This is a genomic window from Pseudoalteromonas holothuriae (assembly GCF_945859825.1).
GTDB lineage: Bacteria > Pseudomonadota > Gammaproteobacteria > Enterobacterales > Alteromonadaceae > Pseudoalteromonas > Pseudoalteromonas holothuriae.
In genome coordinates, this window is sequence record NZ_CAMAPC010000025.1 from 1 (window position 1) to 14,403 (window position 14,403).

Genomic DNA, 14,403 nt, shown 5'->3' on the forward strand with positions numbered 1-14,403 from the left:
GGCGATGATGAAGCGCTTTGCTTTATCTCGCTAGGGCTGCGCATGTTACGCTTTCCTATTTTTTTGTCAACACTTAATTTGAAGTTTTTGTTTTACTAAAAAGTCATTTTAAGTTTTACTCAACGCTGACTCGTTTTGCTTTGCTTATTGTGCGTAGCGCTCCGTGTCAGTGGGGTCGCATTATAGGGCGATCCTTTTTTTGATCAAGTGTTTTTTTCAAAGTATCGCTCGTTTGCGCATTTAATAAGCTAAATATACATAAAAACGTTTTTCCGCATATTTTTAATGCAATTTTCTGAGCTATATCTACTTTTATTATTGCGAAGTTTATTAATCTAGTTAAGATAGCTTCCTTATTTGTTAAATTAATGTATATCCCCTGTTTATTGGTAACTTTATTATGAAATCATCATCTCAGAAGTCTTTTTTAATTACATTTATACTGGCTATTATTGGATTTATCGTAATGCAGCTATTATTTTCTAGCATCCAGGTCAGCGCCCCACTCGCATTAGCGGTTGGAATTCTAATTGGTGGCTTTACTGTGACTTTGGCTTCTTCAAGCCAACCGTCTAGTGACAAAGCTGAAGTCGCCACTAAAACTCTCTATGTAGGTAACTTGCCGTATAAAGCAAATGAAGGTGTGGTTCGTGAATTATTTGCTCAACAAGGACAAGTATTCAGTGTTCGATTGTTAAAAGATAAGAATACGGGTAAACGCCGTGGTTTTGGCTTTGTTGAAATGGCTGAGAAAGACGCTGATAAAGCAATTTCCCAACTTAATGATTTAGAATTTCAACAACGCACATTAAAGGTACGCGCTGCAAAGCAAAAACAATTCAATGATGAAGAAGAAAGTACTAGCAATTTAGGTTAATTGCTCGCAGTACAATGTTCGTATTGCCTGTCAAATTGTTTGGGGCCGTTGCATAAAAATGTAACGGCCTTTTATTAATTGGCTTTTGGTAACCTAATTTATCATTCAACAAAAAACCTACACGCTTAGCGATAGCAACGCCCGAATCGATGAGCTCAACCCCCTCTCCATAGTAAAGTTTTAATTGTGCTCTTAATATGGGAAAGTGAGTACAACCTAACACAATGCAATCTACCTGAGGGCTTATATTAATCTGCTCTAACTCACTGTAGAGGAGCTCAATGTCAAAATTTTGATACCAATAAAGTTGCTCAGCAAATGAGACCAAGTGTGTTGAATGATGTAAATCTACTTGGCAGCCTTTTGCATATTCACGTATGAGTGAATTTGTATAGGTGTTATTTGAGGTAGCTGGAGTTGCAAGTAATGCAATATGCTTTTTACGGCTACTTTCAGCTGCAGGTTTTATAGCTGGCACTACCCCAACAATAGGAATGTCCGTTATTTCTCTCGTAGCCGCTAAAGCGTGTGTTGATGCTGTATTGCATGCGATAACAATAAGATCAACAGAACAATGAAATAGATTAACTTGTTTTACTAAGCAAGCTAGGCGCGCCTGAATGGTTTGCTCAGATTGCAAACCATAAGGTAGAAGTGCATTGTCCATCACATAACTATACTCTGCATAGGGCAGTTGTGCTTGAATATGCTCAAGTACACTTGTACCACCTACGCCTGAATCAAAAACCAAAATGTGCGGCAAAACACTGCAACTCCTCTACTCTATAGCTGGCGCAGTGTGCCATGGACGACGCTAAAAATAAATTAATTCTTGTCTTGTGCTTGCGTATTGAGCTGGTCAAAGAACCCTTGAGCATAATCAAGAAATTCATTTAACCTGCTTTGTCCATCATTTATCCAAGCAAGAATATCAGGTAATTGTTTCTCAATACCTAGCTTTCTCCCTTGATCATGAATGTTTTCTAATTGCTTATCTAAAGGCTGTAGCCCCTTTTCAATGTCTCTAACAGGATTAGTTTGCTGGTACTGACTAATTGCTGCCGTCGTTTTTGATTGGCGAAGATCCATAGTGAAATTAGCAATTTGATCGTTGTCTATATTGAGTGCCTTAGCTTTATCAAAAGCATCTTCATAATCACCTGAAAAAAATGAATCGCTGACATTACGCACATCTTCCATCATCTCATTAATAGCTTGCTGCTCTTGTTCATTAAGTTCACCATTTACACTTATGGAAAAGCTCACCTCATGTTGACTCTGCTGTCCCATTGCAAATCCGTGATCATTACCCTTTTGACTGTAGCTTGCTGCATTCGTTTGTGAGCGAACATCACTAAAGGTGATTTTTACTTCATCTCCCTCCGCCGTCTGAAAGTTGTATTGCGCTTGATTAGATAAGCTAGCGTATTGCGCCCCACTTACCTGCATAGACTGAGATTGAGGATTAAAAAGGGCCTCTTCAAACTCATCAAGTCCATTAAAAATGCCTTCTTTGGCTTTTTCTATACCTTGTTCAATTTCGCTATTAAAGGCGCTAGCTCCCTTTAATTCATCAGTTGCTTCATCAATCCCCATCTGTACACCTTTACGGGCAGCGCCAAGCATATCTTTGAGCACATCATCATCTTTACCGTCAGCCTGAGCACGCTTTACAGCTAAAGTAACAAAGTCCAGCACATTTTTAGTGATAGCTTCAAAATCAAATACCGGTTTTTCTTTTTCAGCCTTTTTCTCTATTCCTAATGCCTGCGCAAGTTTGTCATCTAATACCATCGCGGCAAGTTTATTTTTATCACCAGAGTAACTGTCTGAATTAAAGTTAACACTAGGCATAAACACATTAGGCTTGTTTGCTTTGTTTGTCATTGCTGGGTTAAGCAATTGATGTAACTGTCCAATTTTCATAACATGGCTCCAAATATCGAGGTCATTTTTCATTTAATATAACCACACGTTCCTTGTTATCGACCGAAATGACCTAAGCTGTAGCTTCTTAGTATAAAAAAGAAACACTTTTTATGCGATAAACTGGACAAATCTGCCATGCTCCCTAAAATAGCGCGTCTCTAATTTGTAAGGTACTGGTAATTATGGCTGTCATTTTAATTGATACTTCCACCTATGAGCAACAGCTCAACGAGAAACAACAACGCATTAATAAGCAATTTGCAAAATTCAATGCACCTAAATTGGAAGTATATGACTCGCCCAAAGCTCAGTATCGGCAACGTGCAGAGTTTAGAGTCTGGCATGATGGTGATGATTTATTTCATATCATGTTTGATCAAGCTACCAAACAAAAAATACGCGTGGAGCGCTTTGACCCTGCCGCGCCTCTCATTCAAGAGATGATGCAAGTAATGATGAATAAGCTACGTCACAATGATATTTTGCGACGTAAACTTTTCCAAATTGATTATCTTTCAACACTCAGCGGGGAAATTTTAGTAAGCTTGCTTTATCACAAGCCATTAGATGAGCAATGGCAAGAAGCAATGCAACAATTGCGACTAGAGTTACAACAAACGTATCAAATCGATTTTATTGGCCGAGCTAGAAAACAAAAAGTAGTCTTCGGCAATGATTATGTTACTGAGCAACTCAAAGTTAATGGCCGTGACTACGTGTATCAACAAGTAGAAAATAGCTTTACTCAACCAAACGCTAAAGTAAACGAGAAAATGCTGGCTTGGGCTCAATCGCTTTGCGCACCGCTGGATAACGACTTATTAGAGCTATATTGTGGAAATGGCAACTTCTCTATTGCACTTGCTGATAGCTTTGACAAAGTACTTGCAACTGAAATATCTAAATCTTCTGTTTACTCAGCACAATATAATATCGCAGCGAATAACATTAAGAATTTAGATATCATTCGGATGTCGAGCGAAGAGTTCACTCAGGCAATGAACGGCGAGCGCAGTTTTTCAAGACTCAATGGCATCAGCCTACAAGACTATCATTGTCAGACTATATTAGTTGACCCACCACGAGCGGGGATGGATGAGCTCACTTGCCGATTAGTCGCCAATTACGACAATATTATTTATATCTCTTGTAACCCTGATACATTGGAGCGTGACCTTGAACTTTTGTGTCAAACACACTCCATATCACGCATCGCTATTTTCGACCAATTCCCTTACACCCACCATGTGGAGTCGGGTGTTTTTCTAAAGCGTAAATAGCGCTTTACTTTTTAAGTATAAAAAAGGCCAGTTGCTTTGAGCTCTGGCCTTTAATCATGTTTAATGGTTTTAACTTACTTCACAGCCAAATAATTGATCAATGCGCTTATCTGATCAGGCGTTGTGGTTTTCGATTCACGCAATAACAACTTATATTTACCATTTACAATAAATGTTGGTACGCCTGTTAATGCGCCTTTATTTTGAAATTGCTCTTGCATGCGAGTCATACGCGACGCTTTAGTGCGAACTGAAAAGCTCTTATATAATTTATCAAACTTATCGCCATCTACCCCTTGTGATACAAAGATATCTTTTATATCCGCAAGCTCATTAATTTTTGCGCGTTTGGTATGAATATGAGAAAACAGCGCTGAAACAATGTTATCTTTTTGTGGTAACACAGTCGCTGTCGCCAGTGCATTGGCCATTATTTTTTGTAGTTCAGGGTCACGAGGGCCTACAAAGTTCACATGACTTTTCTTGAATTTAACATCATTATTTAATTTTGGTGTAAAATCTGCAATCAGAGGCTCAAACGCCTTACAAGCTGGGCAATAAAATGAGAAGTACTCTGTCACTTCAGGTTTTTTGGTACCACGCTCTGAAACAACTTCATAATGAACACCCTCTTCAAACTGTGCCGCATTTGCAAGCATTGGCAACATCATTGCCACTGCTGCGGCTTTAATTAATTTCAACATACCTTTCTCCAATTCTTATTTTGCTAGTAAGTACTTAACCAATGCTTCTAAATCTGCTTGGCTTTTAACCTCACGCATATTAATTTTGTACTTATCATTGACAATAAAAGTAGGTACACCTGAAAGCGCCCCAAGCTTACCAAACAGTTCTTGCTGCTCTTGCATTTTTTGTTCGGCAGCAATCACCAACATACTGCTCATACTTTGGTCAAAATCTTTTTCACTAATACCGTTAAGTTCTAGTAACTTCTTTACATCTTTAATATCTGACAATTCAGCTTTTTTTTGGTGAATACTATCAAATATTTGTGCGGTTACTTGCTGCTCTTTACCAGCCTGTTGCGCGATAATATAGGCATAACTCAAATTGCTTTGCACTTGCGCTGGTAGACCTTGTAAAAAGTTTACATGACTTTTTTCAAATTCAGCCCCCTTTGGTAAACTCTCTTCCAATGCCATAGCAATTGGTTCAAACTGATAGCAATGAGGACAGTAAAAAGAGAAAAACTCCGTCACCTTTGGTGTTTCACTTTTATCATTTTCTATCGTCTGATAGTGCTTACCATCAGTAAAATCAGCTGCGTTGACTGCAAATGCCAACATCGCAATACACAACAGCAAGAAGGATTGTTTTATTGTTTTAAACATGGATATCTCTCAATTTTTATGGAATTAACCTAAGCGCAGGCTCATGTAATGTTGCAAACTGCTCTTTTAGAGCCAATATTTGCTGCTCCCAGTATTTGTCAGTTGCAAACCACGAAAAGTTCCGTGGAAAAGCAGGATCTTGCCAACGAGTGGCAAGCCAGCCCATATAATGCACCATACGCATTGCTCGCAGCGGCTCAATTAAACTTAACTGACGCTGTTCGAACGAATTAAACTCTTCATAGCCCGACAGCAAAGTGTCGAGCTGTACTGCCTGCTCATGCCTGTCACCATTTAACATCATCCATAAGTCTTGGATCAAAGGGCCTTGTCGACAGTCATCTAAATCAACAAGCATTAAACTATCACCAGCCCACAGAATATTGCCAGCATGACAGTCTCCATGCAAACGGATTTGCTCAACTTGATGATATTCTTGCTCTGTTTTTGTGATTAAACGATCTAAAATGGTGATAAAGGGCGTCTCTAAATGCATCGGCAAAAGCTGACTGTTTAACACGGCAGACTTAGCTTTATACAGGTAATCTTGGCAATTTACCTTAGGGCGGTGGCTAAATTGTTGTGACCCAGCCACGCTATGCATCCGCCCTATGTAACGGCCCAATATTTCAAGGTGGTCTAAGTTATCCATTTCAAATTGGCGACCACCAACGCTAGGAAACAAGGTAAAGCGATATCCTTTGTAGTGGAATAGGCTCTCTCCATCACGAGTAATTGGCGCAACAACCGGTACTTCCGCTTCTTGTAAGCTAAATGCAAATTGATGTTCTTCCAAAATTTGCTCATCACTCCAACGCTGCGGACGATAGAACTTAACAACATAGCGACAGTTATCTTCTGCCTTAAATTGATACACCCTGTTTTCATAACTATTTAATGCCATTAAACCAGACTCTGGATATATCCCTATACTCTCAATGGCATCTAAAATGAAATCGGGGGTTAAATTAGCAAAGCTAAATTCGCTCATAATTCTCTCTATGTATAAAAAAGCGGGTTTCCCCGCTTTTGTATTTCAGTGCCAGTGTACTGAACTATTTACCCTTAAAGAAGTTTGTCTGCTGAGTTAAGCGACTGTTTGGCTCATCTATAGGATAAATGGCAAACTCAAACTCCGTCACAGGCTTTTTCAAGTCATAAGGGTCAATGATAATGGACAATGGAACATTCATTGAACGCCCAGCATCAACTGTTATTTGTTGCTTACCCAAAAACTCAAAATTACTTAAACCAACAACCTCAATATGAAACGCTTGAGCAACTTGGGCTTTATTGATCACTTTAAGGGTATAAGTATTTTCAACTAGTCCTTCAAAGTTGACCCGATATAATTGGTTTCTATCACGAATAATGTCCAACTCCATTGGCTTTCGCATAGCAATGTTTGCAATCAGAGCGCCAGAGAGTACCAATAAAATGCAAACATAACCGATTAATTTGCCTCTAATAGGTTTAGTTTTCTCTGCTGAGGCTTCTAGATTGCGCTCTGTTGTATATGAAATAAGACCCCGAGGGTAATTCATTTTATCCATTACCCCATCACAGGCGTCGATACAAGCTCCACAATTGATACACTCATACTGTAAGCCATTACGGATATCAATCCCTGTTGGGCAAACCTGCACACACAAGTTACAGTCTATACAATCACCTAAGTCGAGTAATTTTGGATCTTGCTTGCGTGAACGCGGACCTCTTGATTCACCGCGCGCTTCATCATAGCTTACGGTAAATGTATCTTTATCAAACATGGCAGACTGAAAGCGTGAGTAAGGGCAAATATGTAAACACATAATTTCACGCATCCACCCAGCGTTACCGTAGGTGCATATCGCGAAAACAATAATACTCAAGGTGGCATAACCACTGGCAGAAAAAGTCAGCAGGTTGGGTACTAATTCACGAATGGGTGTAAAGTAACCAACAAAAGTTAACGCGGTATAAAAAGAAAATAACATCCAACTGCTATGTTTAGCTGTTTTACGCCAAAGCTTGTCAAGGTTCATAGCTCGTTGATCTAATTTTTTTCGCTGGTTTGCCGTGCCTTCAAATTTTTCTTCAAACCAAATAAATATAAAGGTCCAGACCGTTTGTGGGCACGTATAACCACACCATACTCGGCCATAAAATGTAGTTACTAAAAATAACGCAAATGCGGCAATCATGAGAATGAATGCCAAGATAGTTAAGTCTTGCGGCAACAACGTTAACCCAAAAATATTAAATTTTTGTTCAAATAAATCAAATAACACCGCTTGCTGGCCATTAAAGTGTAGCCATGGCAAAAGCATAAAAGCTAACATACCCACAAAGCCGATTCTTTTCCTTAATAATTGATGAAGGCCTTGCACGGCTCGCACATAAATACGATTCCTCGGATTAAACCTATCTGGTTGCAGGTCATCCGGCTTTTGGATTTTGACCTCTGAAGGTATATTTTTAACTTTTATTTGCTTGTCCATCGAAGCTCCTTAGACCGCTATGATCGACTGTTACTTGCTACGGTAACCTCAACTAGAATAGGGATATTATACGCAAGCTTGGTAGGTGATTGATACCAAACAAATCAATATTCCCCCATAAAACAATCTGCACGTAATGTTTTAAGTAGGGCACAGTATTGAGTATACACACCATATCTGAGCTTGCTTTTCACTGTGCTATTTTATTAAACTCAAGGCGGTATTATCCTATCGAGATCAAAATTGCCGTTATTATGAAAAAATTTTTAATTTTTGTGTTGTTAGTCCTTGCACTATTTACAACCGATATTGAGGTTATAAAACAACCTAGAGAGCAATTTCTAGCGCAAAGTATCGACTTTTTGAGTGAATCAACAAAAGTGCAACGTCCATCAGCGGCAACGCGAGCACGTACACGCATAGACCAACAAATAGAGCTCACAGAAAAACAAGCGACTCATTTAGATGAACAACTAAGTAGTGAGATCGCGTTGAGGAAATTTTTTCAACAATACTGTGTAGAGCGTGAAATGAGCTTATTCTTTTTCACTGATAAATTAGAAAATATTTGCGACATAATAGAGCGTTCAATTCAAAGAACAGGAATATAATGGACTTTAGTCAATTCAATAAACGCCGTGCTGCATCATTCAACCAGCAAAAACAATTACTTAAAAAGCTTAGTGCTGGGAAAACAGTGTTGTGTGAAACATGTCAACAGCCTTTAAAACTTAATTTGGCCGTTGATATTGCTCAAAAAGGGCTTGTGTATTGCCAAAAGGGATGCACACAAATTGAGTTAGAAATCACTTAAAACCCTTCCTCTTCATCATATAAGCCACTCTCTAAAGCGACTGTTTCAATAAGCTGAGCATAGCCTTGTGCAAACTCTTGTGCTAACTCCCCTTGCTGATGCACAAAGAGAGCTTCATCGCAGTCATGACTTGCACAATATGCAGCAACTTGCTCATGTTCTAATGAAAAAAAAGCAAGCTGCTCAGTCGCCATTTGTAGCGCTTCTTTGAATTCACTGCTCACCTTGTTGGACGTTAACAGTGGCTCAAAGTAGCTGCTTGTACCATGTACAAAGCCAACACTCCACAAATGACGATCCCCATAATCAACCTCACCAGAGCAAGGAAGTTGATAGCACCCAGAAAATACTTGCTCACTGATTTGGTGATGTAATGCCATATAGGAAAATACAATGGTTTCATCCATTGCCAAATCGTTCCCCGAGACCTGTGCTAACCACTGTTCTACTTCGGTGGCATCAGGCCCACAAATAAGCGCAAACAAGTAACCTTGGACGGCACTCAAAGGCATCGCACTATCTCTTAAAGCGATGTACTCATTTAACTGCTGACGGTGTTGGGGTGTAAAATTAAATTCAAGCATTATCTTCTTTATAAATTTACTGGATAGCGACCTTCAGAGTCTGGACGCCCTAAAAACTTAACTGCATCGTGTACTTCTTTAGGTAAAGAAGCATCGGGTTTGATATTACCAGCAACACGGAACTGAAAATTATCAGCCAGTACCGCATCAGCTTGTAGCCCTAAACGGTTATCAGGGTCTACTAACACAGCGATGTCACCTGTTTTACAACTCAAATTACCACCAAGTTGGCCTATTTCAAACCAACCTGTTAGCCCCTCAACTGTAATGCCTGGACTACGGATCTCTCCTTGTAATGCCTCACAATAAGGCGCACCACTTTGATAGTTATCAATATCAAGTAATACACGCCCCTTTGCTTTAACAGGTAATGGTAAGGTCACTTGCGACATAGCTTGCTCAACACTAAACCGTATAGAAGCATCAGATAACCATACGGATTGATCAAACAGCCCAACAGTAAAGTCACCACGACCAGAAATATCTGACTTATCACGCGCATTACCAAAACGTACATTGCCTTGCATATCGCCCAGTAATAGCGCGGGTGCTTCTATACTCCACCGTACGTTGTTTAACTGTACATTACTCACTCTCACTTCGCTTACTTGTCCTTGCCACAAAGTGCCACTCACAGCACCAATTTGCAGGCTCGGTGGCAGTTGCTTACCAACAAGCTGCAGGGCAACTGACGCTGGCATGTTGAAAACTGTAAATAAACTAAAGGCCATAATAAAAATGAGTATTAAACTAACTGTCTTTTTCATATTTAATTCTCTAACAACAAACGGCTCACACGCACGTAACCTGGCAGGTTATCTTGCGCCAAATCTAAGCTCTCTATTTTCACGCCATGCTTATTAGTCAACTCATCTAACCAAGCGATCAATTTATTGAACTCTACTGAATCTATGGTGAGCCTCAGCGCACCTTCACTAGGCTGCATTTTACTGATATTAACTTGGTGCTGCCCGCGGGTGCGATTGACCAAAATCGATAAATTACTCGTTTTACCCGTTTTACTTATCACCGCGCTCTGTTTTAACTGAGCAACACTATTATTTACCCAAGCCACGAGCTCTTGCTGGCGAAGTTTATCCTTTTGTGCTTTTTCTACCGCTGCACTCAATGGTTTAAATACTCCCATAACGAGCACAAATATAACAAATACGATGCTTGCAACAATCAGTAGCTTTTGCTCTTGCTCTTTAAGCGATTGCCAATACTTTAAAGCTTGTTGTTTCATACATCACCTCGCAGTCGGATTTCTCCAATCACTACATCACCGTCATTATTTAAAGAGCCTTGCTGAACCGTTAAGCCTCGCTGCTCTAAAATAGCTTTGACTTGCCCAAATACTTGGAAGCCATTTGCTCGAGCACGAATTCTCAATTCATTCCTGCGACGGTCATAACGTAATGTCTCAGGTGTAAAGTTGTTAACCTCACCATATACCGCGACCAAATGATTCGTCAGCTCTAAAAAACCACCATGTTCGGTATTGCTCAAACCAGCAAGCTCACCTTCAATTTGCTTCTTGAGTAAATGGGGACGTACCACTTTGCCCGGAAAAGCTTGCTGATAGGTTGCTACTGCTTGCGCTTTAAAATCATCAGCTTGCTTTTGCAGCATGACTAATTGAGTGCCTTTAACAACCACAAAACAGCCAATAGCAATCCCAGCAGCAACTAACCCACTACGCCAATCTCGCCACCATTGTGGTTGCTTTTTCTTTGCAGCAAAAACACCTTGGCGTAAATTGAAAGTACTATTTCCTAACTGCTTAGCTAGCAGTGCTAAGGGAAGTTCATACTCTGACTCTTTAGCTTCTTTAGGTGCAACCTCAGGCACACCTTCAGCGGGGCTATAATGCACAATTTTACTCGGTTGCAAGGCGTGTAAATAATCGGCTCCCCAGCTTTTTTCAATCGCGCTAATATGCCAAAGCCCTAATCGGCATAGCCATTGCTCACCAAGTTCAATCATTGACAAAGTATTGTCTGGTTGCTCAGGTAAAAGTAACGCATCAGGCACAACTCGCGTTAACTCAATATCATGTGCATCAAAAAGTGCTAACCATTGCGAAAACCATTGCTTATCACACACTGCTACTTCAACGCAGTGTTGTTCACCATCAAGTGCTGGTTGCCCAATGGCAATAAACAACTCATCGACATCACAAGCAAGATGCTCTTCGAGCATAAATGGTAGCGCTTGCTCTAATTTTCGATTCCACTTTGTTGGTAAAGGCACCCGCTTTAGCTGTACTTGAGATGCACTTAATAACAGAATGACCTCTCTGTTCACCGCCTTTTGTGATAACTGCTCAAGTTGCTCTGTGCTTTGTAATTGTCCACTGGCAATGATTTGTTCATCTGCCGATGAAAATACCAACCAATGAATTGGGTTTTGGTGTGACTGATCCACACGGACCATTAATTTCTCTGTCACTGTACGCCTCCAAATTTTCGCGCCAGTATGGTTGCTTGACCTTGATTTATTTGAATAATTGAGGTCATTGCAAAGCGCCTATCGTCAAATAACGCTTTTGCGCGTAACTTAAAATAATTACTATCGATGGTGAATAATTCATTACTTTTTTTATCTACTTTAGCGCCTTGATTTCTTGCTTCTACAAAAAAATCTTCAACGCTATCAAAACCTTTTTCTGGCCGAGCTGATATCACCGCTTCTGCACCTGATGAGCTCAACCCCTCTAATAAACCACTTAACAACAATGCCTGTTCAGCTTTTATAGTGTTTACATTCACTTTTAATTCGATGTTACCCGGAATAACACAAACATAGGGTAATAATTTTTCCATCACTAAAGGATTAAAGCCTTTTATAACACGTAGTTCAGACTCTGATGCCAATAAGTTATTGGCACTTAAATAAGGTGTCGTTTTAGACATATATTCATCTTCTTCCGCGCCTGATCGAAAAGTAATACTGTCCTCATCTAACCAATCGTAAACACTATCGGCTAAAGCCTCCTCGCTTTCATCCAGCGGTAAATCTTCAATATTTTTCAATAGAGCTAACAATGCTTCATGCGCTGGATTTGTACTGGTCGAGCTTCCGCCTTGGCTTTTTGGCGCACGTAAAGCATTTAGATTTAAACAGGCCTGTAAATCACTCACCTCACCACTTAAGGTACCATGGTCAACTGGGTACGGGACATCACTTAACGCCCAAGGCTGGCCCAAATGTACTTTGTCTGGTTCCTCTTTTTTACTTTCCAAGAGTACTTTTTTTACTAGCTCTTCAGCACCGTAGCTATACCACTTAGCCTGCTGATGCGTTTGAATATTTTGTGCTCTTTGCACTTGCACCATTAAATTGGCCGCCATTTCTGCAGCAATAGTTGCTGCTAATGCCACAATGAACAAAACAATGATCAGGGCCGCTCCACGCTGCTGCTTCACTTTCGGCCTCCAGAGTTCAAGTCACCACCACGAGTAGGGGTCGAGCGCCCTTGTCCGTCGTCACTACGTGCTTGTTGCTCCTTGCCATCACCAGGTGTTAAGAACAAACGTCGAATTGGCGCAGCCCCCTCCACTTGCAAGGTAACAGCAACCGCTAATGGTAAAGCTTTTTTCTTCCAGTCATCTTGCCATTTTTGTTTATCATCTAAGAACTCAAACTTAAGCTCTTCGATATTTTCTATCACCACTTGCGAGCGTGGTTCAGCACCATCTAATTCATCTACATAAATACGGTATATACGTTCTAAATTATCATCTATGACACGATACCCTACCGCTTGTAATTCAGAGCGAGGTAATAAACTAATTGGATTTGTCCAACCATCACGAACAAAAGCAATACCATCAAATTGACTTTGTAATTCATAGCGCCCATGCAATACATAGCTGGGATTACTATCACCCGCTTCGTTACGTACTTCTCGCTTAGTCATTTGGCTGAAATCTTGATCCATCAAACGAAAAGTCGTCTGCAAAGATTCTAATTCAGCAATGGTAGACTCTGAAGCTTCTTTGGCTCTGAGGGTTGAGTCGAGTATTTGGTGTGTCGCTATTACGACAAATGCTAAGATCCCCAGCGCAACCATCACTTCCAATAATGTGAAACCACGCTGGCGCATCACGATTTACCTTTTAGCATAAACGTGCTTAAGTCATAAACCGAATGCTTTAATGCTTCATCGCTAAATACTTCAACCGTTACTTTTACAAAACTAGGATCAGCTGTGGCAATCACCTTTTGTTGCCAGTACCATGTACGTTCCGCTAACTCTTCTTCGCCTTTTTGGCCATTTTTCCCGGGCCAATTTTCAGCATTGGCTCGTATTGCTACAAGGCGGTTTTCTGCCACCCAAGAAGCATAAGTTTGCTCCTCTAATGTGGAAATATGAGTAATGTGTTCTCCGGTCGCTTGCATCGCTGCAATCCCTGCCATAGCACAAATACTCATCGCAACCATCACTTCAAGTAGTGTAAAGCCACTTTGCTTGCATGTCATGATTGCGGCTCCATTCTCAAGTTGACGGGTGCCATAAACTCACCTTCAATAAAATAAACAGGCTCACTTTGCTCAACCAACTCGATGGTAAATTGAAAAGCACTAACTTCACCTGAAGATAAAATGAGTACTTGTGGTACTTTGAGTTTTTTTAATTCCAGCAAACTTTCATCATCACTGGTACCCATCAGTTCTCGCCAATTTGCTTGTTCTAGTAAGTTATCTTGTGCCCATGCTAAGTCTTCGATGTTCAGCTCAACTTTGTATTGCTCACTAAACTCTATTGGCTTGTAGAGTTCTTCTGATTCTAATGCCGTCCATTTGTCACCATCAAATACCAACAGTTCTAGCGTGTTCTTATCTAAATGGAAGCCCAGCTCAAGCTGATTTAGCACAGCAAATTCAGAAGCCATATTAATGACGCTGTGAGTTCGTAGCGCTTTTTTTTCTAGTTCTTCTTCAATATCACCACCAAAGCTGTAAGTCACCATTTTGGTTGCAAAAGCTATGATGGTAATCACTACAAGGATCTCAATGAGGCTAAACCCGTTATGATGACTTGTAGTAGTGCGTTGAAGTGACAAATTATTCATAAAGGC

At 40.3% G+C, this 14,403-nt stretch carries 18 protein-coding genes; 4 read left to right on the top strand and 14 right to left on the bottom strand.

Annotated elements, in window-relative coordinates; all coding sequences use genetic code 11:
- Positions 1-400 precede the first annotated feature (400 nt).
- Positions 401-877 carry an RNA recognition motif domain-containing protein gene (locus OCI93_RS19400; RefSeq protein WP_261595139.1) on the top strand — a complete coding sequence of 159 codons (477 nt, stop codon included), beginning with the start codon at positions 401-403 and terminating at the stop codon, positions 875-877.
- On the opposite strand, the gene murI is transcribed toward OCI93_RS19400, so the two are convergent.
- Together murI and OCI93_RS19410 are read right to left on the bottom strand one after the other, a co-directional pair.
- Complete coding sequence (murI, locus tag OCI93_RS19405) at positions 861-1,640, bottom strand: glutamate racemase (protein WP_261595140.1); 780 nt, start codon at positions 1,638-1,640, stop codon at positions 861-863. The two genes, OCI93_RS19400 and murI, sit on opposite strands and share 17 nt — an antisense overlap.
- A 62-nt stretch (positions 1,641-1,702) precedes the next feature.
- Entirely contained in the window at positions 1,703-2,803 is a 1,101-nt protein-coding gene (locus OCI93_RS19410) for a DUF5610 domain-containing protein (RefSeq protein WP_261595141.1), read from the bottom strand.
- 185 nt (positions 2,804-2,988) lie between these two features.
- Here OCI93_RS19410 and trmA point away from each other — a divergent pair, with 185 nt between their 5' ends.
- Positions 2,989-4,086, top strand: coding sequence for a tRNA (uridine(54)-C5)-methyltransferase TrmA (gene trmA, locus OCI93_RS19415; RefSeq protein WP_261595142.1), 1,098 nt, complete (start codon positions 2,989-2,991; stop codon positions 4,084-4,086).
- Positions 4,087-4,160: 74 nt separating this feature from the next.
- Here the strand turns inward: trmA and OCI93_RS19420 are convergent, their stop codons facing one another.
- The 4 genes from OCI93_RS19420 to ccoG form a co-directional block, all read right to left on the bottom strand.
- Positions 4,161-4,790, bottom strand: a complete 630-nt coding sequence (locus tag OCI93_RS19420) for a thiol:disulfide interchange protein DsbA/DsbL (RefSeq protein ID WP_261595143.1) — start codon at positions 4,788-4,790, stop codon at positions 4,161-4,163.
- Between the two features lie 15 nt (positions 4,791-4,805).
- Positions 4,806-5,438 carry a thiol:disulfide interchange protein DsbA/DsbL gene (locus tag OCI93_RS19425; protein WP_261595144.1) on the bottom strand — a complete coding sequence of 211 codons (633 nt, stop codon included), beginning with the start codon at positions 5,436-5,438 and terminating at the stop codon, positions 4,806-4,808.
- Between the two features lie 16 nt (positions 5,439-5,454).
- On the bottom strand, positions 5,455-6,429 hold the full coding sequence (locus tag OCI93_RS19430; protein WP_261627091.1) for a serine/threonine protein kinase: 975 nt from the start codon (positions 6,427-6,429) through the stop codon (positions 5,455-5,457).
- A gap of 64 nt (positions 6,430-6,493) precedes the next feature.
- On the bottom strand, positions 6,494-7,921 hold the full coding sequence (ccoG, locus tag OCI93_RS19435) for a cytochrome c oxidase accessory protein CcoG (protein WP_261627092.1): 1,428 nt from the start codon (positions 7,919-7,921) through the stop codon (positions 6,494-6,496).
- Between the two features lie 254 nt (positions 7,922-8,175).
- Here ccoG and OCI93_RS19440 point away from each other — a divergent pair, with 254 nt between their 5' ends.
- Both OCI93_RS19440 and OCI93_RS19445 read left to right on the top strand, forming a co-directional pair.
- Positions 8,176-8,532 carry a hypothetical protein gene (locus OCI93_RS19440; protein WP_261627093.1) on the top strand — a complete coding sequence of 119 codons (357 nt, stop codon included), beginning with the start codon at positions 8,176-8,178 and terminating at the stop codon, positions 8,530-8,532.
- Positions 8,532-8,735: a hypothetical protein gene (locus OCI93_RS19445; RefSeq protein WP_261595148.1), complete on the top strand. Its 204-nt coding sequence runs from the start codon at positions 8,532-8,534 to the stop codon at positions 8,733-8,735. The genes OCI93_RS19440 and OCI93_RS19445 overlap by 1 nt, the downstream gene beginning before the upstream one ends.
- Here the strand turns inward: OCI93_RS19445 and OCI93_RS19450 are convergent.
- The 8 genes from OCI93_RS19450 to OCI93_RS19485 are packed head-to-tail and all read right to left on the bottom strand — an operon-like array spanning position 8,732 to position 14,397.
- Complete coding sequence (locus OCI93_RS19450) at positions 8,732-9,319, bottom strand: YecA family protein (protein ID WP_261595149.1); 588 nt, start codon at positions 9,317-9,319, stop codon at positions 8,732-8,734. The genes OCI93_RS19445 and OCI93_RS19450 overlap by 4 nt on opposite strands.
- An 8-nt stretch (positions 9,320-9,327) precedes the next feature.
- Entirely contained in the window at positions 9,328-10,086 is a 759-nt protein-coding gene (locus tag OCI93_RS19455; RefSeq protein ID WP_261595150.1) for a type II secretion system protein N, read from the bottom strand.
- 2 nt (positions 10,087-10,088) lie between these two features.
- Entirely contained in the window at positions 10,089-10,565 is a 477-nt protein-coding gene (gene gspM, locus OCI93_RS19460) for a type II secretion system protein M (protein WP_261595151.1), read from the bottom strand.
- Positions 10,562-11,770, bottom strand: coding sequence for a type II secretion system protein GspL (gspL, locus tag OCI93_RS19465; protein WP_261627095.1), 1,209 nt, complete (start codon positions 11,768-11,770; stop codon positions 10,562-10,564). The genes gspM and gspL overlap by 4 nt, the downstream gene beginning before the upstream one ends.
- Positions 11,767-12,747, bottom strand: a complete 981-nt coding sequence (gspK, locus tag OCI93_RS19470; RefSeq protein ID WP_261595153.1) for a type II secretion system minor pseudopilin GspK — start codon at positions 12,745-12,747, stop codon at positions 11,767-11,769. The genes gspL and gspK overlap by 4 nt, the downstream gene beginning before the upstream one ends.
- The gene (gspJ, locus tag OCI93_RS19475) at positions 12,744-13,427 is read right to left on the bottom strand and encodes a type II secretion system minor pseudopilin GspJ (RefSeq protein WP_261595154.1); all 684 of its coding nucleotides are present in this window, start codon (positions 13,425-13,427) and stop codon (positions 12,744-12,746) included. Before gspJ ends, gspK begins: the two co-directional genes overlap by 4 nt.
- A complete protein-coding gene (gspI, locus tag OCI93_RS19480) occupies positions 13,427-13,804 on the bottom strand; it encodes a type II secretion system minor pseudopilin GspI (RefSeq protein WP_261595155.1) in 378 nt (125 codons plus the stop codon). Before gspI ends, gspJ begins: the two co-directional genes overlap by 1 nt.
- The gene (locus OCI93_RS19485; protein ID WP_261595156.1) at positions 13,801-14,397 is read right to left on the bottom strand and encodes a type II secretion system protein; all 597 of its coding nucleotides are present in this window, start codon (positions 14,395-14,397) and stop codon (positions 13,801-13,803) included. Before OCI93_RS19485 ends, gspI begins: the two co-directional genes overlap by 4 nt.
- Between the last annotated feature and the right edge of the window lie 6 nt (positions 14,398-14,403).

Bases quoted from the DNA above. Each gene is read 5' to 3' on its own strand.
- OCI93_RS19455 (WP_261595150.1), bottom strand. From the start codon at position 10,086: ATGAAAAAGACAGTTAGTTTAATACTCATTTTTATTATGGCCTTTAGT.
- OCI93_RS19440 (WP_261627093.1), top strand. From the start codon at position 8,176: ATGAAAAAATTTTTAATTTTTGTGTTGTTAGTCCTTGCACTATTTACA.
- gspI (WP_261595155.1), bottom strand. From the start codon at position 13,804: ATGACATGCAAGCAAAGTGGCTTTACACTACTTGAAGTGATGGTTGCG.
- OCI93_RS19410 (WP_261595141.1), bottom strand. From the start codon at position 2,803: ATGAAAATTGGACAGTTACATCAATTGCTTAACCCAGCAATGACAAAC.
- trmA (WP_261595142.1), top strand. From the start codon at position 2,989: ATGGCTGTCATTTTAATTGATACTTCCACCTATGAGCAACAGCTCAAC.
- OCI93_RS19430 (WP_261627091.1), bottom strand. From the start codon at position 6,429: ATGAGCGAATTTAGCTTTGCTAATTTAACCCCCGATTTCATTTTAGAT.
- OCI93_RS19445 (WP_261595148.1), top strand. From the start codon at position 8,532: ATGGACTTTAGTCAATTCAATAAACGCCGTGCTGCATCATTCAACCAG.
- gspM (WP_261595151.1), bottom strand. From the start codon at position 10,565: ATGAAACAACAAGCTTTAAAGTATTGGCAATCGCTTAAAGAGCAAGAG.
- OCI93_RS19425 (WP_261595144.1), bottom strand. From the start codon at position 5,438: ATGTTTAAAACAATAAAACAATCCTTCTTGCTGTTGTGTATTGCGATG.
- OCI93_RS19485 (WP_261595156.1), bottom strand. From the start codon at position 14,397: ATGAATAATTTGTCACTTCAACGCACTACTACAAGTCATCATAACGGG.
- ccoG (WP_261627092.1), bottom strand. From the start codon at position 7,921: ATGGACAAGCAAATAAAAGTTAAAAATATACCTTCAGAGGTCAAAATC.
- OCI93_RS19450 (WP_261595149.1), bottom strand. From the start codon at position 9,319: ATGCTTGAATTTAATTTTACACCCCAACACCGTCAGCAGTTAAATGAG.
- OCI93_RS19400 (WP_261595139.1), top strand. From the start codon at position 401: ATGAAATCATCATCTCAGAAGTCTTTTTTAATTACATTTATACTGGCT.
- gspJ (WP_261595154.1), bottom strand. From the start codon at position 13,427: ATGCGCCAGCGTGGTTTCACATTATTGGAAGTGATGGTTGCGCTGGGG.
- OCI93_RS19420 (WP_261595143.1), bottom strand. From the start codon at position 4,790: ATGTTGAAATTAATTAAAGCCGCAGCAGTGGCAATGATGTTGCCAATG.